Below are 18,773 nucleotides of genomic sequence, written 5' to 3' on the forward strand. Positions count from 1 at the left end.
CGCTAGAGCGGATCCATTGAACGCGGAATCGCGTTGAGGATTCCCTTCGTCGCCGAATTCTGATTCCATTGCTCCGACTAGTGATTTGGTTGGAGGCAATATGCCCCGGGCTTTCAGTGGTGATCTGCGTAACCGCGTTCTGGCTGCGTCAAGGGATGGCATGTCAGCGCGTTAAGCGGCAGCCCGATTTGGGATTGGGATTTGAACAGTCATCGCCTGGATACTCACGAGCACTTCATCTTCAGCATGACTGAAGAGGCGAAGGACATCACGCTCTACGAGATGGTCTGGCGATTGTATGAGGAGAGAGCCGTATCGATCGGCCGCAGTGCGCTTGACGTCTGGCTGCGCAAGCGCAGCTTTACCTACAAAAAACGTATGGCCCGCCCGGTTGCAAGAGGATTTTACGGTGTTCTGTTCAGTCTGCGTCACCGTATCGGTCTCATGAGCAAGCTCATGGCCAAGATGGACATCCGCACGCTTAGAGACCCAATAAAGACTTCGGCAACAGGTGCCATTTTTTTGGCCGGGTTTTCCAAACGCCGTTCGACTGTCTGGCCATCTTCACGATCCTCCCTGCAAACTTCGCTGGCTACGCGTTCCTTTTATGTAGCCGATCCTATTACACAGCCACTGGGTAGCTGCGTTCAAAGCCAGTTAGGAACCAGTCCGAGCCAAGCACCCAGATCGGGCGCTTCCTTGAAGCTGCTTGCATCTCCCACTGCAGCCGCCGGGGCCGTAGCATTGCGTTCCAGTTGAACAAATTCAGTATTCAAAGTTTCGATCTTCGTGTCGAGGTCCTTCCATTCCACGCGTAAATCGCCAACCAGCTGACGCATACGTGGAGATAATATTTCGTTGCTCTCTGCGAGCAGAGCATCAATGCCGATCTCGAACTTTTGCCGTCCGACCGGGAAGATGATCCCACGTTCCAACAGAATTGCGCGAAGCTGATTGATCAGATTCCTTCGCTCTGCCACAAGGCGACTACGCACCCGATGCAGTGTCTGGATATCCAGTTGCTCCTGGCTCTTAAGATCGATGAAACGCATGGTCGGTCGAGATGCATCTTCGGCAATCCCCTCAGCGTCCCGATCATCGTTTTTCTGGGCCTTGATGTACGGGCGAACATATTCTGGTGACATCAGCTGGACCTCGTGGCCTTGTGCCGCAAACAGCCGACCAAGATGATGAGCTCCACAACACGCTTCCATCGCTACAACGCAAGTCGGGAGTTTCGTTACGTAATCAATTAGGGTCTGACTGTTGAATTCAGCCTGAATTTGACCCAGTTGTGTGTTTAAGGCTGATCCGCCACAGCGCATGTATCTTTTTGAATCCCATGCCTATTTCCGTCTTCGTGTTGGTTAACCCGAAATGGAAACCTGGCTCAGAACCAGACGAAAACCAACATTGGGTTGAGGTTTACCTCGATGGTAAGTGGTTTACTGTTGATGCCCGTCATAACCAGCCAAGGATAGGGCGGGCTCTCGTGGCGCGTGGCAGAGACGCAAGTGACATTCCGCTATTTTCAACCTTTGGGCCACATCAGCTTAACAGGTTTGAAGTCTGGACCGAAGAATACAAAGGCCTCCATTCAAATATCAGCAATCGCACCCGCTCATTGCGTTTAACAACTGCGCGCTATGGACCAGCTGGGCGATCCCCGAATGATTTGGGCTTGAGTCAATTAAGTAATGCTCTTATTTGAAAATGTGACATTTAACCTCAACCGTTTCGTTGAATAGATTTTCCTGAGTTTTTGGTGCTAATAATCATTTTCTCCCTGCTTCTTCCTCTGGCAATTCATGGTCGGGCGTAATGCAAGGTTGGGTCCAGTTCTATTAATAATGCCTTCCCGGCCTCAACGCTGATTTCAGAGTGCTGGACTTCGAAAGTGAAAACTCCCTTGGAACCAATTTTAGCGATGATCGTTGTTAAAATGGAGTTACAACAACATAGTTTAGGGAGATAGTTAGAATGAGCAGTACCTCAGATAAGGTATCCGGCAAGGCTAATGAAATCGCTGGTAAAGCTAAGCAATCTATTGGCAAAGCCATTGATGACAAAGAGATGCAAGCCAAGGGCGATGCACAGCAGGCCAAAGGTAAGGCAAAACATTCTGTAAAGAGTGTTATCGATAAAGCCTGATAGATTGCGCATTTTGTGAAAAGCCCATTGCTTTAAGCGGTGAGCTTTCTGCGTATCGTGGTGAGCCCGGTATCTGGGTTGCCTTGCCGGTAGCGGCTGTTGTATTTCTTAAAGCCTAACCATTATTTTCCGTAAATAGTCCTCTTTTCGTATGCTTTAACAATGTAAACGTCAGCACTGCGTATCAATTTGCATCATAGGAACACGAACTAATAAGAGGCATCATGCAGCGCGGACTTGGACGTGGTAACCACTCTTTAGCTGTAGCGCACGAACAATCACGGTTGCCCGCACTTGCTGCCGTCGCTGCAGTCGTTGCTATCCTCTATTTTGCTCAGGATGTATTTTTACCCTTAGCCACTGCTGTACTTTTAACCTTCATGCTGGCGCCGATTGTCTCTTTTCTCAGACGTCTTGGTTTGCCGCGTTTGCCTGCCATCATTTCCAGCGTTACTGGCGGGTTTCTGATTCTTGGATTGTTTGGCGCAATTTTGGCATTTCAGGTCAATGAAGTCGGTCAGAACATCGCGACCTATCAATACAATATCATCGAAAAAATTCGTACGCTAAAAGAAACTGGCACCGATAATGGTCTGCTTAATCGCCTGAACAGCTTTGCGGAACGTATTGGCGCGGAGATCAGTCAAGACGAGGGAAAAACTGTCGATAAAGCCGTCTCAAGACAGCCCGAGCGCAAGCCAATTCTCGTAGAAATATTTTCCCAGCGAAATCCAGTTCAAACGCTTGAAACAATCGTAGGGCCGCTTATTGGGCCGCTTGCCACTTTGGGGCTCGTTATTGTGGTGGTGGTCTTCATGCTTCTCGAGAGAGAAGAATTACGAGATCGCTTTATTCGTCTGGTGGGTCATGGGGATCTTCATCGGACCACCTCAGCTTTGCAGGAGGCGGGTACGCGGGTGGGGCGCTATCTGCTCACACAGCTAGTTGTAAATATCAGTTATGGCGTGCCGCTGGGCATTGGGCTTTGGATTTTAGGTGTACCGAACGCAATTTTATGGGGCATGCTGGCAATAGTCTTACGATTTGCGCCATATATTGGTCCTGTCATCGCGGCTATAATGCCAATCTTTCTGGCATTTGCCATAGCACCCGGATGGGATCTACTTTTATGGACCATCGCGCTTTTCGTTTTGATTGAACTCATCAGCAACAATGTAATTGAGCCGTGGCTCTATGGATCGCGAACTGGCCTCTCACCTTTAGCAATTATTGTTTCTGCAATTTTCTGGACATGGTTATGGGGTCCGATTGGATTGATACTCTCAACGCCACTGACCGTATGTTTGGTCGTTCTGGGGCGCTATGTTCCGCAGTTTCGCTTTCTTGAAATTCTTTTTGGCTCGGATCCGGTACTCACTCCCGAAGAGAGGCTATATCAACGACTTTTGGCTGGTGATCCTAATGAGGCCACCGACAACGCGCTTGAATTATTATCTGAACAATTCTTGGTGGAATATTATGGCAACGTAGCCATTCCAGCGCTGCTTATTGCACAACAGGATCGCATTCGCGGCGTTCTCAGTGACACACAGCTACGACAGATTTCCCAGAGTTCCAGAATGCTGGTCGCAAATCTCAAACAAATAGCCGATGAAGAAGAGGATAATGAAGAAACTGTCTCTGTTGATGCATTATCAGATACCGAAGATGGCGAAATGTTGCAGATCCCCTCAGGTGAAAATAAATCGATAATTTGTCTCGGAGGACGTGGTCCTTTTGACGATGTTACGGCTGCAATGCTGGCGCAGGTTTTGTCGGTTCAGGCAGCGCAAACCAAGGTGATTGATCAGGAGCAAACTCAACCCAGTCAATTGCGCAAGGAAGATATTGCGGGTGCCACTGCGATTGTTCTTTGCGTGCTCGATTTAGAGTCTGCACGTCGCGCCAAGTTTTCTTTACGGCGTTTGAGACGTCTCAATCCGGGAGCCCGTATCGGACTGGCGTTATGGCAGACAACCACGAACGAGACGATATTTGATCGCAAGAAATTGCAGCACGATAGCCACGCTGACTTTCTGACATTCAATCTTCTTGAAGCTGCAATCGAGTGTCTTTCCGATGCCGCGCCAGGAGTATTTAAAAATCCACGACCAATAATCTTAAGGAAGTTAACCGGTAAACCGAAGGGGTAGGCTCTATTCATCAAGTTTAAAACTATCAAAGTTAAAACCAGCGATTATTGAGAGTGCATCCCTTTCGATCAAATCGGCGCTTTAATCATTGAATTCAACTTCATACTGAGCGACGATATATCGATAGGTTTGCGGATAACTTCGATATGCCGGAAGCGTTCAGGAATGGATGACTGATCACTATAACCAGTCATGAAGATGAATGGAATTCCGCGTTCAGAAAGATGCTCTGCGACAGTCTCTGATGTAACGGAGCCAAGATTGAAATCCAAAATCGCTATGTGCGGATTAAAAGTCGTAAGTGCAGCCACTGCCTCTTCAGCGTTACTGATAAGTCTTATGTCCTGCGCACCCATTTCCCGCAGTGTGTCTTCAACGTCCATTGCGATAAGACTCTGGTCTTCAACTACGAGAATGGAAGTGTCATTCAGTTGAGGTTTTTCTGATATGCACAATGAATCCTCTTTGGTCATTATGAGTTCTTCGGAACTAACGTATGCTGCGGGAATTTGAAATGTTGCGTAGAGCCCCTCGGGTTTGTGTTCGATATGAACCTTTCCTCGCAAGTCATATTCAAAGGAGCTTCTGATCAGCTTGGTTCCAAAGCCGGTGCTTGTCGGTTGCACAACCACAGGACCTTGGCTCTCCTGCCAGATAATCCTGCATTCCCCATTCGCTTCGAGATGCCAGCTGATATCCAGCCGGCCATTGCTCGTGGACAGTGCGCCGTATTTTGCAGCATTGGTCATCATCTCATGTACAACCAGTGATAGAACACTGTAGGCCCGCTGATCCAAACTGAGTGCCTTACCTTCAAGAGAAACTTTTTCCAAGCCAGCACTGTCGCGATAAAGATTTGCCTCGCTTTCAATCAGCGTCTTAATCAACCCACTTTTTGTAATGTCGAGAGAGTGATCATGTGCGGCTGCGAGTGCCCGAAGGCGTCCCTCCAGTGTGCGCGCATAGTCTTCGACATTCTGTGCGCCCATGCCTGTTTGTCTAGCGATAGATTTGACCAGAGAAAGAATGTTTTTAACTCGGTGATTTAGCTCGGCATTGAGAATACGGCGGCGCTGTTCTGTCCGAATGCGCTCTTTTTCCGAGATCTCGCTCTGGCGAAGTATGACATCTCGCAAATAGGTGGCGATTGCGCGACCGACCGAAAGATCGACGGTTGTCCATGGAGTAGAGCGACCTTTTACTTCCTCGCGCCATGTTTCAAAACTACCGCGTGGTGTCAGACGCTCTCCGAATGGGGTATTCACGACAGTTTTTACGGGTTCGCCAGCCCACTCAATCAGGTGCGCTTCTTCATTGCGAAATAAAATTAGATACTCGCCAAAAGTAACCGAAAGCGGAATTGCCAGAATTCCCGCAACCTTACCGGATTGCTCCGGCAGAAACGTCTTTACTTCAGAGGTAGACCATATGTCACCAGCTGCCTGTTCTCGGGCCTTTTTCAGAAGATGTAGTGTCGAGACTTGATCCAGCGTATCTCCATGCTGAAACCACTTGTCATTCATCCATATCGCAGCACCGTGACTGGAAACAAGTTTCGCAAATTCTGGCAACTGTCCAATGAGGTCTTCACGCATCGAACTATTTACGCCAAGTCGAGAAACGATAGTATCCAACTGTGCTCGCGCATCGGCAGCAGCTTGCAGTGTTGCGCGGCGTTCGCAGGCGGCAATGTGAAGTGAAAAATACTGGCCGAATAATTCAGCACCTATACGCAGTGGCAGAGGTGTCACTTTGGGGGCGTCATGATGGCATGCGATCAATCCCCAGAGTTTTCCATCCACGACTACGGATATAGAAAGCGAAGCTGCGACACCCATATTGTTCAGGTACTGACAATGAATTGGGGAAACACTTCGCAACTGCGCAAACGACATATCAACTGGTTCTTCGCCTAAGCTCAGTGCAGGGGTCAACGCCACAGGGCTAGATGTCGTATCGGAAATCATTCGAATGGTATTGTTAACATAGAGCCTGCGCGCCTGAACCGGAATATCGCTCGCCGGAAAATGCTGCCCCATAAAGCTCGTTAATGATGCCGATTTCGCCTCAGCAATAACACGCCCGGCTCCGTTATGAAGAAAGCGATAAACCATCACCCGATCATAACCGAGCATGGCACGCATGAGACGGGCGGCCGCTGTTGCCGCACGATCAACGCTTTCCTCGCGTCCGAGCCTATGAATGACTGACCGCGTCAGATCCAGCGCTTGTCTTGCTGTCTGGCCACGATCAGGGCAAGGTTCAAACTCGATAAAAGTCTTACCATTGTGTGAATGAACGATGGCGTCGAACAACGTTGGTCGTCCAGGAAATCGCAATCCTATCAAGATTGAAGATAGACCTGGGTCTCTCGCTTTGGCGGCAGCATTGCGAAAATCATGCGCATTTTTCTCGCCGATGATCAAAGAAATTTCAGTGCCAGGGATCAAATCGCCACTGTAGCCCGTTAACGAAACGACATTGGAAGAGGCATACAGCAAGCGCTGGCTTACCGGATCAACAACAAGCATAGCACCATGTGTTTGTATTGAGCCCGGAATATGAATAGGTTCGCGGTCGCAATTTGTGAGGTTAACCGGCTCAGATAGGGACATTATGAACGGCACACTTTCTCACGAAGTCAAATCAAAAGAGTATTTGTTGAGGGTGTCAATGGTAGCAAGGGCGAGTTTATTTATTTGCAATGCACCACTACGTCTGCAGATTTACTTCTGTTCATTTGAGGAATCGGTGAAACCAAATTTCCAATCAGCTTCATTCGTTATGTCTAAAAGTAACATAGCAAACGTCAATCGTCTGTCCACTTATGGACAGTTCCAGAGCGAATAAAGGAAACGTTTTCAATGAGCATTCAATCGATGCAAGATTTCTCAGATAACCTGCTGTTGATGATGCTCAGCGAGGAGGACCGAAAAAAATTGCTCCCCCATACAATTACCTATGATCTCGAAGCACTTACTATTTTGCATAAAGCCGGCGACGATGTTGTAAATACATGGTTTCCTTGCGGACCCGCGATGGCCAGTTTTCAAAGATGGGTAGATGAGGACAATAGTGCTGTCGAAATCGCATTAATCGGCAGAGAAGGTGCAATAGGTGGCATCGTTTCAAATGGTAGCCTTCCAGCCTATGCAACAGCAATAGTCCGTAATGCCGGTCGTTTCTACAGGATTAAAACGTCTGCTCTTGAGCAGGTCAAAATGGAATCGATCACTTTACGCCACTGGTTTGCGCGATACTCAGATTGCCTGATGGCGCAAGTCTTTCAAACGGCAGCCTGCAACGCAACCCATACAATTACCCAGCGAACGGCAAAATGGCTGCTGTCTGCATCTGCCAGAACAAATTCAGATCATTTTGAACTCACCCATGATCAGTTATCCGAAATGCTTGGTGTAGGACGAACGTTTGTAACAAGGACGATAGGGCAACTCCGCGCAGAAGGGGTAATTTCAACAAAGCGCGGTGTTGTTACCATTGAGGATGAGGCCGCATTGCGTAAAAAGTCATGCAACTGCACTACAGCCATAGAAGATCATTATGATGCTGTGATGCATGGAATTTATTAGGGCCGTTTAAAGAGGTTTAAAACACTTCTCGAAAAAAATGTTCGTTAAGATAAGAGTTTGAGACGTACTCGCGTCAAGCTGGTGACAATCAAGAAGGGTGGTACAGTTATTCTTCATACAAACGCTCAGCTTATGGAACCGATAACATATTCATGCGTTTATTAAATATCCAGACAATAAGTTTGAATATTGGAGAAACATCATGAAAATGAGCACTATAGCGCTATTCAGCGCATGTTTTCTTGCGCCTTCTGTTGCCTTTGCTCAAACTTCTGCTCCCGATACGGGTTCGACGGCGAAAGAGACGCCCGCGGTTAGTACACCAAGCGACAAGAACCCCGACGCACCAGTGAAAGGCGAGAATAGCTTCACTGAGGATCAAGCAAAATCCCGAATTGAAGAAGCCGGATATAGTAGCGTCATGGATCTTAAGCTGGGGGAAGACGGGATTTGGAATGCCTCTGCAATGAAGGGGGGAGATAAGGTTCAGGTTCAGCTTGATTATCAGGGAAACGTAACCAAGAAGGCAATGTAAGACCCATTTCTAAGACTCCTTCACCTTTTAAAACTATTTTTATCGGAGTGCAAAATGAAAACTGTTACCGGGCTATTTAATAATTATGATGCTGCGAAAGATGCAGTTAACCGCTTAGAATCTGCAGGCTTTCCGTCCAACGATATTTCCATTGTCTCCCATCATCGCGAAGGTGAAAGCAATGCGGGCGCAGGAGCAGGCGTAGGTGCCGGTATTGGTGCTGCAATCGGCGGAACGGGCGGGTTGTTGGCTGGCCTCGGAATCATGGCGATCCCGGGTGTAGGTCCCGTCGTAGCTGCCGGTTGGCTTGCCGCTACTCTTGCTGGTGCAGTTGGTGGTGCCGTTGTCGGTGGCGTAGCAGGTGGCCTTATTGGAGCTCTGACAGAGTCGGGTGTTTCCGAGGAGGATGCTAATGTTTACGCGGAAAGCGTGCGTCGCGGTGGTTCACTGGTGACTGCGCGTGTCCCTGAAGAGAGAGCCGCTGAAGCAGACGCAATTCTTGCAGGCGCATCACGTGTCGATGTGGCTGCGCGTCGCGAAGTGTACACTCGCGAAGGCTGGAAGAATTTTGATCCTAACGCCGAACCCTATACGTCAGAAGAAATTGAACGAGAAAGAAACCGATATCTTTAATAATTTAAAGCGAGCCGTAAGGCTCGCTTTTTTCATAAATTTTTTTTGCCTTTGTATATTGTGTCTATGACAAATTAACCGATCCAACCCTAGATAGAAGTGGCTCGGTTTGTCTGAACAGTTTCTGGCGTTTTGTTAAGTGGATTTCCGCCTCGCTTATGCCGCCACCATCATTGGTGTCAGCGCGTTGAAGTAGACCTGATCCGGTGTCTGCCGGTCAAGCGATGAATGTGGGCGTCGGCTATTGTAGAAATTTAGATATCTGCCGATGGCATTGCGGGCCTCGGACACGGTCTTGTAGGCGTGAAGATAAACCTCTTCGTATTTGATTGATCGCCAGAGCCGCTCGACAAAGACATTGTCTCGCCACGAACCCTTGCCATCCATCGAGATGGCGATCTCTGCCTTTTTCAGCAAGTTAGTGAAGTCGATGGACGTGAACTGTGATCCTTGATCCGTGTTGAATATTTCAGGCTTTCCATAGCTGACCAGAGCTTCCTCAACCGCTTCGATGCAGAAGTCCGCCTCCATTGTGATCGACAGTCGCCATGACAGAACCCGGCGGCTGAACCAGTCGACGACAGCGCACAGATAGACAGAGCCACGTGCCATCGGAATATACGTTATGTCCATTGCCCACACCTGATTGGGTCTGGTGACCGCCAGCTTGCGCAGGAGATAGGGATAGATTTTATGCCTTGGCGCTGGCTTCGAGGTGTTTGGGCGACGGTAAATCGCCTCGATGCGGCGTTGTCACGTTAACTGGGCTACAGTTGCCTTCCTGACGGTTTGGGCGTAAATTTTGGCGATGCAGACATCAGATATCATCTTCAAGCGTCACCGTTTTCCGCCACAGATCGTTGCTCATGCGGTGTGGCTTTATCTGCGGTTCAACCTTAGTCTGCGTGAAGTTGAAGAAATGCTGCTTGAGCGTGGAATCGACGTATCATGCGAGACAGTTCGTCGTTGGATCGCCAAGTTCGGCCCCCAGATCACACGCAACTTGCGGCGGCGTCAGGCGCGCCCCGGCGATATTTGGTATTTGGACGAAGTGGTCGTCAAATGCGCTGGAGAGAAATTCTGGCTCTGGCGTGCGGTGGATCAACATGGCTCCGTTCTCGAAGAAATCTTGCAGAAGCGGCGTGATAAAAGGGCGGCAAAGCGACTGCTCGTGGCGTTAATGAAGCGCTATAGCTTTGCTCCCAAACGGATCATCACCGATAAGCTCCGCTCCTACGGTGCAGCAAAGGCAGAAGTGGCACCCGGCCTTGACCATTGGTCGCACAAGGGCCTCAATAATCGGGCTGAAAATAGCCATCTGCCGTTTCGAAAACGGGAGCGAACCATGCAAGGTCATCGGTCACCTGGAGCGTTGCAACGGTTCGTCTCCATGCACTCAGCGACCCGCAATTGTTTCTCTGTTCCATCTCGTCGCCGAGCCGCACAAACAATTCGCTACCATCGCCTCGAAGCATTCGATGCATGGAAAATTGCGGCCAGTGTCGCATGAATATCTACGAGCCCCTGGTCTTTCCGGCCAGAGAAACTTAACGTGACAACACCAACACGGCAGCATCTGACGGATGCGCTATTCAAATACATAAACGGATTTTACAACATACGCAGAAGGCATTCGACCCTCGGAGGAATATCGCCCGCTCAATTCGAACAAATAACCGCCGAAACAAGATCATGAGGCGGAAATAAAGCGGGACAAGTCCATTACAGTCTTGGTGGTAATGTAATCACCGATGATGGCTAACCTCCGATAACTGAAAACCCACGCAGGCACTATATGAAGGCTGGCTTAACAATAAAGCCTCACGGCGAGCTTATTTTAAACACCTGGATGGTATAGGCGCCGAAATTAGCTCCCCTAGCCTTGGTTTGTTAATTTAGCTATGCGGGCCTCCATGGAATTTGTGACTTCAGTATAAAAGGAAAATCCGACGTTTAATCACGTTGCTCTGGTTCGTACCGTGAATCGCATTAAGAAATGTGTGCCACCTGACCGGGCATCATTGGCTGGAAACGCGTCGAATTAACGCCGCGGGCCTCAAGTTCTTTTGAGAGTCGAATAGCTGGATCATTCCATGCTTCGTCAGTGAGTTTAAACACGCCCCAATGCATGCCCAGGACCTTATCGGCGTCGAGATCACACATGATTTGGATGGCTTCCTCTGGATCAACATGGTGAGGGGCCATGAACCAACGAGGATCATAAGCGCCGCATGGCAGAATTGCTAAATCAGGCGATCCAAATTGTCGTCGCATGTCGCGGAAAATCCTCCCTGTTCCATATCCGGTGTCCCCTGCAAAATAAATCAATCGTCCAGCCGTCCTAACCATAAAGCCGCCCCAAAGTGCCATGCGACGATCGTGTAAGCTGCGTCCTGACCAATGATTTGCAGGAACGATGTGAATCTCCGCATTTTTACCAATCGAGAAAAAATCTCCCCAATCACCTGTCTCGATACGAGCGTCTGGCAAGTAACGCCGGATCAAAACATCATTGCCCAATGGTGTAACGAACAGTGGCGAATGCCGCGCTTTGAGCTTTCTTAAGGTCTGTACATCAAAATGGTCATAATGGTTATGGGACAGCAAGATTATGTCGATCGGCGGAAGGTCGGTCAATGCTATACCGGGAACAGCGACACGTTTAGGTCCGACAAGGTGAAAAGGACCCGCGCGATCTGACCATACTGGATCGGTGAGGAGATTAAGACCAGCAATTTGAATGAGAACCGTCGCATGGCCGACCATTGTTACGGTCAATGCGTCCACACGACTTTCAGGGACAACCTGCTGAACATTGATCTTAGTTGGCCAGGCGTTTTTAGGAGAAGCACGCTGCCAGCGCAGTACTTCTTGAACACCACGATCAGTCATAGGTTCACCCGGGTTGTAGAACCTTTGGCCGTCGAAATGGTCTGTTACTGGCCCGTGATAATAGGGGTTTAATCGCAATATTCTGCCACCCTCTGATTTGATAGCCGACTGAACTAACTCTCATTACGTCTGAGGGGTATTCTCAGTTAGCAGCAGCGTTGGTTCAAGCTTTTCCAGCCCCTGATACGGATTTGCATGGATTGCCAATATCCATAAACATAAAGTTGCACTGAAGGAAAAAATCGTCAAAGCCATGCTGCCAGCGCGTGTTCTGTCAGCATGGGTTGAAGCAATTGTCATAATCGTCATCAATGTGAGTGCCAATACCAAATACCATTTGTAAGCATCAACTGACGTCGTTCCGACTGCCAACCTCAAGTTTCTCGAATTTTGCAGAATATCAAAATCATTGAGAAGATGTGAGATAATGGGCGTTGGAATATCGCTCTGGCTTATCGCAAAAATCTCATTTCGAATATTCTGTAATGCCACCTCAACAGAAGAAACCGGGCGCAGGTTGATATTCTTCGTCCACTCATCCTCTATGACCGCCGTTCGATATGTTATCAGAGCCTCCCGTAGTTCAGGCGCGTTAATGGCCGGAGAATTAGCCGTACCAATCAAGCGTACAATAGCTGATCGCTCATCACTGGTGGCTTGGTCAGCTTTTGAACCCACAGCCCAGATGTCGGCTGCCACAAAGCCGAGCGCGAGCGCCCAGGCGGTAGCCACTGTCCCTATAAATGCTCCGATAGGAATTGAGAGATGATTATGTTTTGCATGCTTTGCAAGCACATACAAAACCAGACGCCCGAATAAAAAGAACGCTATACCTAGAGCCGTAAAAGCTAAGAAGGACGTATAGACAGAGAGCTGAAATACTGCGGCCATTCAGTGAATTCCAAACTGATAACGTGTTGTTTATCTGCGATGATTTTTCGCATCACTGGCGTAAAATTTGCGGCTTTACATCTTCAACCGCCACGATACTCGTAACCATCTTCACGCTGAGCTCTATTAATGAGATGCTTCTTAAGCGCCTCTATTTCGTCAGCTTGCCAGGTTTCTATGCCCGTAACCTCTAGCCACGCATTTAAATAGTGATCCGGCGCATAGACGTGCCCATAACCCATCGGCACCGTGTCCGACAAAGGCATATCGATGAGGATTTGCAGCATGCTCACAATCGGATACCATCCCAGCATAGGCGAGACATCAGGACCTCGCGGCGATTTCATCCAGTCGGCTTCCTGATAGGCCAGACTTTTATCAAAAAAGGTGATCGCATCGCTGGCATATTGTAAATAGACGAAACGCGTATTACCCCATTGCACTGTATTCCCCTCTGGCGTGCCGTTCTGGTTCATGAAGCGCACAAACCGTCCATCCTGAAAAACCGGCAACCATTCTGTTGATCCGGCATCGCGAGTATTGGTCAGCGAGCGCCATTTCTCACTCGGGAAGGGTGGGCCACTCCAGACCGCGCCATTAATTGGATCTCCCAGAATATCAAAAAAAGTTATAGACCGCTGGGAATTAAATGCACCAAGGCTAAGTCCATGGAGATATAGCTCTGGGCGCTGATCAACCGGCAATTTTTTCCAGTGGTCATAGACTGCCCGGAAAAGCGCCTGTGATGAAGCAAGTCCGTTTTCTGGCTGAAATAGGAGTGAAAGCGGGCTGTTTAAATAAGAATACTGCAAGGCAACGCTTGCAACATCACCGTCAAACAAGAACTCCAGTCCATCAATTGCGGATGGGTCAACCCAACCAGTGCCTGTTGGCGTGATGACAACAAGTGCTGCGCGATCAAAAGCACCTGTTCGGATTAATTCGCTCAGCAGTAATTGAGCGCGTTCATCGGGTGTATCCGCCACCTGCAAGCCAGCATAAAGCCTAATTGGCTCTAGCGCGGTGCGATTGTTAAAATCGCTGATTTCGGATGCCGTCGGTCCTGAGGCTACAAATTCTCGTCCCGCACGACCCAATTTCCGCCAATCGAGTTTCGATTGAGGGTTGCCAGCGCGCTCCGCTATGAGTGGCTGCGGACGGTCCGGTTCGACCAGAGCGTCAAATCTTTGAAAAGAACTGTCTAATACGCGGAATGAATACTCTACCAAAACGCCGTTTGCTATTGTAAATATAAGAGCAAACGTAATTGCTGCGCCGACAATAATGGATACTCTGCGTGGAAAATAGCTGTTGAGTTTATTGATTATCATCCGGCCCAGAACGATTATCCCACGCGCCAGAAGAACGAGAGCCCCAAAGGTTATCAGTGCCAGCACGCTGACACTAAATGGATAACCGCTTTCTACAGGCTCCATACTCAAAACGCTGCGGATCGAGTTTTGCCAGCTTGCGGTTTGATACAAGGCGACAAGCATGATGCTCAAGCAAATGATAGCGGCTAGCAGTTTTGCATATTTTAAGATCTGAGCATTCAGGCTGGGTAGCTCCAAGTATAGCCATAGCCAACGGAGAAATACGCCGATACCATAACCCGAACCAAAAGCTACGCCCGCCAAAATGCCCTGAAAAACGTAATTACGTGGTATCAGGCTGGGTGTTAATGAAGCAGCAAAGAATAAAGCTCCAATTATAAGTCCCGAGCCACAGAAAGAGCTTCGCATACGAAATTTCTTTTTATGCATATAGTAATATTTCCCGCCTCTAAATCCCCAGTCTGAAGACGATTATTCATTTGACGATAAATTTGCAAATGAAAGTGATAAAATGCCGATCAAATTCGCCTTATTTCACAGAGAAACACGCTTTCAAGGGCATTGTATTCTGTTTAGGAATCTGTGACTTCTTATTTTGAATATTGCAGTGTTGGTTTCAGCGCTTCATAAGGCGATATTCGTGGGGAAGGGGCATCATTTTGAATTGGCGTGTTTTGATATTCGGACTGGCGATATGTTTTCCGCAAAATGTTTGTGCGGCAGATTCGGTCTATAATGAGCCGAACGTTGAGCTCGGGACAGGACGCCCAAGCTTCGCACTGCAAATTACACCCTATATTTGGGCAACTGGGCTGAGAGGAGCGGTTTCGCCATTTGGGCCGGGGCCAACGGTGGGAGTAGATCGTTCATTCTCAGACGGCAGGGATGGGCTCAATGTTGCAGGTTTCGTAAATATTTGGGGCCGATATGACCGCTTCGTGCTTTCTGCGAATGTGATGTACACCGATACAACAGACAGTGATACTTACAGATTTCCGGGAACGTCTCAGCTGCCAGCGATAGATGTAAAAGGAAATCTAGACACAAAGCAATTTATGGGAACCCTTCAAGGGGGGTATCGCGTCTTCGATGTTCCCGGTCTTACTCTTGATGCACTGGGCGGTATCCGTATTTGGCATATCTCCAACGAAATCACCGCAAGCGGTTTAGGACGATCAGAGAGTTATCACGAGAGCTTCAGTTGGGTTGATCCCGTGGTTGGGTCCCGTGTATTTGTCAATCTGGCAGACAGGCTGTCCCTACAAGCGCAGGCAGATATCGGCGGATTCAGTGTCGGATCTGATTTGACCTGGTCTTTTTTGTCTACGGTCAATTATACGCTTACTCAAAATCTATCGATGTCCGCCGGCTATAAAATGCTGGATGTCGATTATAAGCATCGTGGCCACGTCTATGACGTTCGATTTAGCGGCCCTGTGCTCGGGGTTACATATCGTTTTTAATGCGGCTTCCCAACTAGCATGACTTGGGAACGACAAATCATACGGATTATTAGTTCGGGGAAATTAGATGCTAAAGTCACTTGGTATAATGCTGATAAGTTCAGTGCAGGTATTCCTCACAGTAACCGCGATACAAGCGCAAACGCCCTCACAGCCTGACACCATTTTTTCGAATGTCCGAATTTTTGACGGCTCGAAGTTGACGTCACCTATGAACGTGCTGGTTTCCGGTAATCAGATTGCTAGAATTTCCTCTGATCCGATCATTGTGGATGATGCTGCAATCCAGATTGCGGGTGAAGGACGTACGCTGATGCCAGGCCTCATAGATGCGCACTGGCACACGTTCATGGTTGCTCCTTCGATGGCAGTTGCGACAACGGCGCCTATAAATTTCGTTACATTGCTGGCCGGCGCTGAGGCTGAAGCAACTTTAATGCGTGGCTTTACCAGTGTTCGAGATTTAGGTGGCCCGTCGTTTGGTCTTAAGATGGCCATCGACAGGGGCGTTATTTCGGGTCCGCGCATTTGGCCATCCGGCGCTATGATTTCTCAGACAGGCGGTCATGGTGATTTTCGTATGTTGTCTGAAATACCTTCACCATCAGGAGCATTGAGTTACGCAGAACGTGTAGGCATGTCTGCTATAGTTGATTCACCGGATGAAGTACGAAAGCGAACCCGAGAGCAATTATTGCAAGGTGCGAGCCAGATTAAAGTGGTTTCTGGCGGCGGAGTGTCATCGCCCTATGGTCCGCTTGATACGGTTCAATTGAGTGTAAAAGAGATCCGTGCGGCGGTAGAGGCTGCTGCAAATTGGGGCACCTATGTAACGGTTCACGCCTATACGCCGGAACCCATCCGCAATGCGATTGAAGCTGGTGTCAAGGTTATTGATCATGGTCAGCTTGCGGATGAAGAGACCGTAAAATTGATGGCTGAGAAGGGGATCTGGTGGAGCCTTCAGCCGTTTCTTGATGACGAAAATGCGAACCAACATGCACACGGCGATGGACAGGCGAGTTCAGCGGCAGTTCGTGCTGGTACAGATAATGCATATAAATTGGCTAAGAAATACGGTGTAAAAGTTGCTTTTGGCACGGACATCCTTTTTGATGCCGCACGCGCCGCACAGCAGGGATCGCAACTCGCGACGATGACGCGGTGGTACACGCCTGCTGAAGTCCTTAAAATGGCAACCACAGACAATGCCGAGCTTTTAGCGCTATCTGACCGGCGCAATCCTTATCCGGGTAAGCTGGGTGTTGTCGAAGAAGGTGCGCTTGCTGACTTGCTTTTAGTGGACGGTGACCCGATTGCTGATATCGCTCTGTTAGCTGATCCAAGCAACAAATTACTCGTGATTATGAAGGACGGACAGATCTTCAAAAATCAACTGTAGGCCGTGTCTATACATAATCGAATGATCTGACATTTTTCAGTTTCTCGAAGACTGAATTTGTCGGCTCGAATTTGTTATCGATTGCCTTCGATTCACGGCTGTCGCGGCGGAATGCTTTTAACTCGTCACTGGCAGCTGAAAGAGAAGTGCCACCTTTAAGGTGTTTCTTGCCAGTATCGAGGAAAATTCCTTTGATCATCTTTTTATAAAGATGTGGCAAGTCGCTCGCGGCCGGAGATTGAAGCATTGCAATGCACATCGCGTAAGCGTCTGCAATGCGGATAATATTCTGCGCTGATAGATGTTTGCGCATCGTACCGTTCATAGTCTTGATGACATGTTTACCCGAAGGGTCTCTACGGTCCGGGTTGCTGCCTCATCTGCACATTACTTTAAAAGCTAAGAGATCCGCGCCACGTGTTTAAAGTTGCTAATTTCTACGATGACTTAATGAAGGGATCGCGGATTGAGGTTGCTGTTACAGGCCTTGCTAAAGAAAAGGAACGTCATACGAGGACGCCAGTCTAGATCGTTTCCAACGCTGGGACAACGATAATTATAGACTAAATCAGCCTTAATCATTTTGGTTATAGATAAAATATTAAAATTATAATCACCTTCCCCGCCAAGTGATTGGCTTCATTGCGAAGATTATTGGGAATAAAAATACTAATATAGCCGGTGCTTTAATCGAATAATGCTAGAAGAAAACCTTTTGTTAATATCACTAAAAATATAAAGATCATGCAATTAAGTTTCTCATGAAAAATGGAGTGAAACTATGATCCGTGGCCTCTTATTTACATCAGTATTTCTTCTTCCTGTCACTTCGATAGCGCAGGAACTGCCAACCACTTCTTATTTGCCAGTTGAATTAGCGGTTAAATCAGCACAGGCAGCGTTAGATGCGTGCGCTACCAAAGGCAGCAATGTGAGTGTCGCGATCGTTGCGCGCGATGGTAACACCAAGGTTCTATTGAAAGCTGACAATTCTGGCCCGCATACTGGCTCAAGTGCTGAAGGTAAAGCTTTTACTTCTGCTGCGCTGGGTCGCGACACGGCTGGACTTGCCAGCTTTATCACCGCACAACAGGAAAATTCAGGCATGCGGGATATGGATCCACGCATGGTTATTCAAGCTGGTGGTTTGCCGATTAAAATTGGTGAAGCTCTGCTCGGTGGCATTGGTGTAGGTGGAGCACCCACAGGAGCGATTGACGCAGAATGTGCAGTGGCGGGACTGAAAGCAATTGGAGCAGTCATTCCTGAATGAGGCGAATAATACTGTAAGCATACACAACCCGTTGGTTAGCGGGTTGTGACAAGTACTTTTCATTTGGCTGACCATGGATGTGTCCATACCGCCGAACTGGCTCCGTCGTAAATTTTTTAGCGGGTTATAGTCGGCCTTCTCTGCGGACACACTTATGCTGCGAGTTCCGCAAAGACCTCGAATGGCGAGCGGTTGTCATTTGCAAATTGGTTCTTGCGGATCATATGTGCGACTTCGATGCCTGCGATTGTTGCTGAAGCTGAATGCAACGCTTTGAAGCCCATCATCGGCTTTGTGATCCGCTTGATGAACCGATGATCCTGCTCAAGGATGTTATTGAGATATTTGACCTGAAGAATTTCAATCATCTTGCTGTGCCCCGTGATTTTCAGGATATTGTTTACAGCCTCGGCTCCGGCGAGATTGGCGCCGCTGGTGTTGTCACGTTAAGTTTCT

At 48.4% G+C, this 18,773-nt stretch carries 14 protein-coding genes and 6 pseudogenes; 12 read left to right on the top strand and 8 right to left on the bottom strand.

Annotation, left to right across the window (positions count from 1 at the left end; all coding sequences use genetic code 11):
• Nucleotides 1-210: 210 nt before the first annotated feature.
• A pseudogene (locus RI570_RS21715) lies at nucleotides 211-384 on the top strand (IS630 family transposase); the annotation flags it as partial.
• Nucleotides 385-659: 275 nt separating this feature from the next.
• Here the strand turns inward: RI570_RS21715 and RI570_RS17975 are convergent.
• Nucleotides 660-1,283, bottom strand: a pseudogene (locus RI570_RS17975) (IS110 family transposase); the annotation flags it as partial.
• A gap of 131 nt (nucleotides 1,284-1,414) precedes the next feature.
• Here RI570_RS17975 and RI570_RS17980 point away from each other — a divergent pair.
• The 3 genes and pseudogenes from RI570_RS17980 to RI570_RS17990 all read left to right on the top strand — a co-directional run.
• Nucleotides 1,415-1,711 (top strand): annotated as a pseudogene (locus tag RI570_RS17980) (transglutaminase family protein); the annotation flags it as partial.
• A 269-nt stretch (nucleotides 1,712-1,980) separates the two neighbouring features.
• Entirely contained in the window at nucleotides 1,981-2,151 is a 171-nt protein-coding gene (locus RI570_RS17985; RefSeq protein ID WP_313830124.1) for a CsbD family protein, read from the top strand.
• Between the two features lie 224 nt (nucleotides 2,152-2,375).
• On the top strand, nucleotides 2,376-4,304 hold the full coding sequence (locus RI570_RS17990) for an AI-2E family transporter (RefSeq protein WP_313830125.1): 1,929 nt from the start codon (nucleotides 2,376-2,378) through the stop codon (nucleotides 4,302-4,304).
• Nucleotides 4,305-4,372: 68 nt separating this feature from the next.
• Here the strand turns inward: RI570_RS17990 and RI570_RS17995 are convergent, their stop codons facing one another.
• On the bottom strand, nucleotides 4,373-6,919 hold the full coding sequence (locus tag RI570_RS17995) for an HWE histidine kinase domain-containing protein (RefSeq protein ID WP_313830126.1): 2,547 nt from the start codon (nucleotides 6,917-6,919) through the stop codon (nucleotides 4,373-4,375).
• Nucleotides 6,920-7,168: 249 nt separating this feature from the next.
• On the opposite strand from RI570_RS17995, the gene RI570_RS18000 reads away from it, so the two are divergent.
• The 3 genes from RI570_RS18000 (at nucleotide 7,169) to RI570_RS18010 (ending at nucleotide 9,062) form a co-directional block, all read left to right on the top strand.
• Entirely contained in the window at nucleotides 7,169-7,894 is a 726-nt protein-coding gene (locus tag RI570_RS18000) for a Crp/Fnr family transcriptional regulator (protein WP_313830127.1), read from the top strand.
• Nucleotides 7,895-8,096: 202 nt separating this feature from the next.
• A complete protein-coding gene (locus RI570_RS18005) occupies nucleotides 8,097-8,429 on the top strand; it encodes a PepSY domain-containing protein (RefSeq protein WP_313830128.1) in 333 nt (110 codons plus the stop codon).
• 54 nt (nucleotides 8,430-8,483) lie between these two features.
• Nucleotides 8,484-9,062 carry a general stress protein gene (locus RI570_RS18010; protein ID WP_313830129.1) on the top strand — a complete coding sequence of 193 codons (579 nt, stop codon included), beginning with the start codon at nucleotides 8,484-8,486 and terminating at the stop codon, nucleotides 9,060-9,062.
• 156 nt (nucleotides 9,063-9,218) lie between these two features.
• Here RI570_RS18010 and RI570_RS18015 read toward each other — a convergent pair.
• A pseudogene (locus RI570_RS18015) lies at nucleotides 9,219-9,806 on the bottom strand (IS3 family transposase); the annotation flags it as partial.
• A 64-nt stretch (nucleotides 9,807-9,870) separates the two neighbouring features.
• Here RI570_RS18015 and RI570_RS18020 point away from each other — a divergent pair.
• Together RI570_RS18020 and RI570_RS18025 are read left to right on the top strand one after the other, a co-directional pair.
• On the top strand, nucleotides 9,871-10,572 hold the full coding sequence (locus RI570_RS18020; protein ID WP_313830130.1) for an IS6 family transposase: 702 nt from the start codon (nucleotides 9,871-9,873) through the stop codon (nucleotides 10,570-10,572).
• A gap of 54 nt (nucleotides 10,573-10,626) precedes the next feature.
• Nucleotides 10,627-10,758, top strand: a pseudogene (locus RI570_RS18025) (IS3 family transposase); the annotation flags it as partial.
• Between the two features lie 293 nt (nucleotides 10,759-11,051).
• Here the strand turns inward: RI570_RS18025 and RI570_RS18030 are convergent.
• From RI570_RS18030 to RI570_RS18040, 3 genes are all read right to left on the bottom strand, one after another.
• Entirely contained in the window at nucleotides 11,052-11,954 is a 903-nt protein-coding gene (locus RI570_RS18030) for an MBL fold metallo-hydrolase (protein WP_313830131.1), read from the bottom strand.
• A gap of 123 nt (nucleotides 11,955-12,077) precedes the next feature.
• Entirely contained in the window at nucleotides 12,078-12,845 is a 768-nt protein-coding gene (locus RI570_RS18035) for a hypothetical protein (protein WP_313830132.1), read from the bottom strand.
• Between the two features lie 83 nt (nucleotides 12,846-12,928).
• On the bottom strand, nucleotides 12,929-14,608 hold the full coding sequence (locus RI570_RS18040; RefSeq protein WP_313830133.1) for an alpha/beta hydrolase: 1,680 nt from the start codon (nucleotides 14,606-14,608) through the stop codon (nucleotides 12,929-12,931).
• Nucleotides 14,609-14,838: 230 nt separating this feature from the next.
• Between RI570_RS18040 and RI570_RS18045 the strand changes: the two genes are divergently transcribed.
• Together RI570_RS18045 and RI570_RS18050 are read left to right on the top strand one after the other, a co-directional pair.
• The gene (locus tag RI570_RS18045; protein WP_313830134.1) at nucleotides 14,839-15,642 is read left to right on the top strand and encodes an opacity family porin; all 804 of its coding nucleotides are present in this window, start codon (nucleotides 14,839-14,841) and stop codon (nucleotides 15,640-15,642) included.
• Between the two features lie 67 nt (nucleotides 15,643-15,709).
• A complete protein-coding gene (locus RI570_RS18050; protein WP_313830135.1) occupies nucleotides 15,710-17,044 on the top strand; it encodes an amidohydrolase family protein in 1,335 nt (444 codons plus the stop codon).
• A 7-nt stretch (nucleotides 17,045-17,051) separates the two neighbouring features.
• Here the strand turns inward: RI570_RS18050 and RI570_RS18055 are convergent, their stop codons facing one another.
• Nucleotides 17,052-17,357, bottom strand: coding sequence for a hypothetical protein (locus tag RI570_RS18055; RefSeq protein ID WP_313830136.1), 306 nt, complete (start codon nucleotides 17,355-17,357; stop codon nucleotides 17,052-17,054).
• Nucleotides 17,358-17,825: 468 nt separating this feature from the next.
• On the opposite strand from RI570_RS18055, the gene RI570_RS18060 reads away from it, so the two are divergent.
• Entirely contained in the window at nucleotides 17,826-18,317 is a 492-nt protein-coding gene (locus RI570_RS18060; RefSeq protein ID WP_313830137.1) for a GlcG/HbpS family heme-binding protein, read from the top strand.
• Between the two features lie 152 nt (nucleotides 18,318-18,469).
• On the opposite strand, the pseudogene RI570_RS18065 reads toward RI570_RS18060, so the two are convergent.
• Nucleotides 18,470-18,751: pseudogene (locus tag RI570_RS18065) on the bottom strand (DDE-type integrase/transposase/recombinase); the annotation flags it as partial.
• Between the last annotated feature and the right edge of the window lie 22 nt (nucleotides 18,752-18,773).

This window comes from Brucella pseudogrignonensis (assembly GCF_032190615.1).
Lineage (GTDB): Bacteria > Pseudomonadota > Alphaproteobacteria > Rhizobiales > Rhizobiaceae > Brucella > Brucella pseudogrignonensis_B.

What these genes read in the sequence shown, in the direction of transcription:
- RI570_RS17995 (WP_313830126.1), bottom strand. Translation starts at nt 6,919, where the DNA reads ATGTCCCTATCTGAGCCGGTTAACCTCACAAATTGCGACCGCGAACCT.
- RI570_RS18030 (WP_313830131.1), bottom strand. Translation starts at nt 11,954, where the DNA reads ATGACTGATCGTGGTGTTCAAGAAGTACTGCGCTGGCAGCGTGCTTCT.
- RI570_RS18005 (WP_313830128.1), top strand. Translation starts at nt 8,097, where the DNA reads ATGAAAATGAGCACTATAGCGCTATTCAGCGCATGTTTTCTTGCGCCT.
- RI570_RS18010 (WP_313830129.1), top strand. Translation starts at nt 8,484, where the DNA reads ATGAAAACTGTTACCGGGCTATTTAATAATTATGATGCTGCGAAAGAT.
- RI570_RS18040 (WP_313830133.1), bottom strand. Translation starts at nt 14,608, where the DNA reads ATGCATAAAAAGAAATTTCGTATGCGAAGCTCTTTCTGTGGCTCGGGA.
- RI570_RS17985 (WP_313830124.1), top strand. Translation starts at nt 1,981, where the DNA reads ATGAGCAGTACCTCAGATAAGGTATCCGGCAAGGCTAATGAAATCGCT.
- RI570_RS18050 (WP_313830135.1), top strand. Translation starts at nt 15,710, where the DNA reads ATGCTAAAGTCACTTGGTATAATGCTGATAAGTTCAGTGCAGGTATTC.
- RI570_RS18055 (WP_313830136.1), bottom strand. Translation starts at nt 17,357, where the DNA reads ATGCGCAAACATCTATCAGCGCAGAATATTATCCGCATTGCAGACGCT.
- RI570_RS18060 (WP_313830137.1), top strand. Translation starts at nt 17,826, where the DNA reads ATGATCCGTGGCCTCTTATTTACATCAGTATTTCTTCTTCCTGTCACT.
- RI570_RS18020 (WP_313830130.1), top strand. Translation starts at nt 9,871, where the DNA reads ATGCAGACATCAGATATCATCTTCAAGCGTCACCGTTTTCCGCCACAG.
- RI570_RS17990 (WP_313830125.1), top strand. Translation starts at nt 2,376, where the DNA reads ATGCAGCGCGGACTTGGACGTGGTAACCACTCTTTAGCTGTAGCGCAC.
- RI570_RS18035 (WP_313830132.1), bottom strand. Translation starts at nt 12,845, where the DNA reads ATGGCCGCAGTATTTCAGCTCTCTGTCTATACGTCCTTCTTAGCTTTT.
- RI570_RS18000 (WP_313830127.1), top strand. Translation starts at nt 7,169, where the DNA reads ATGAGCATTCAATCGATGCAAGATTTCTCAGATAACCTGCTGTTGATG.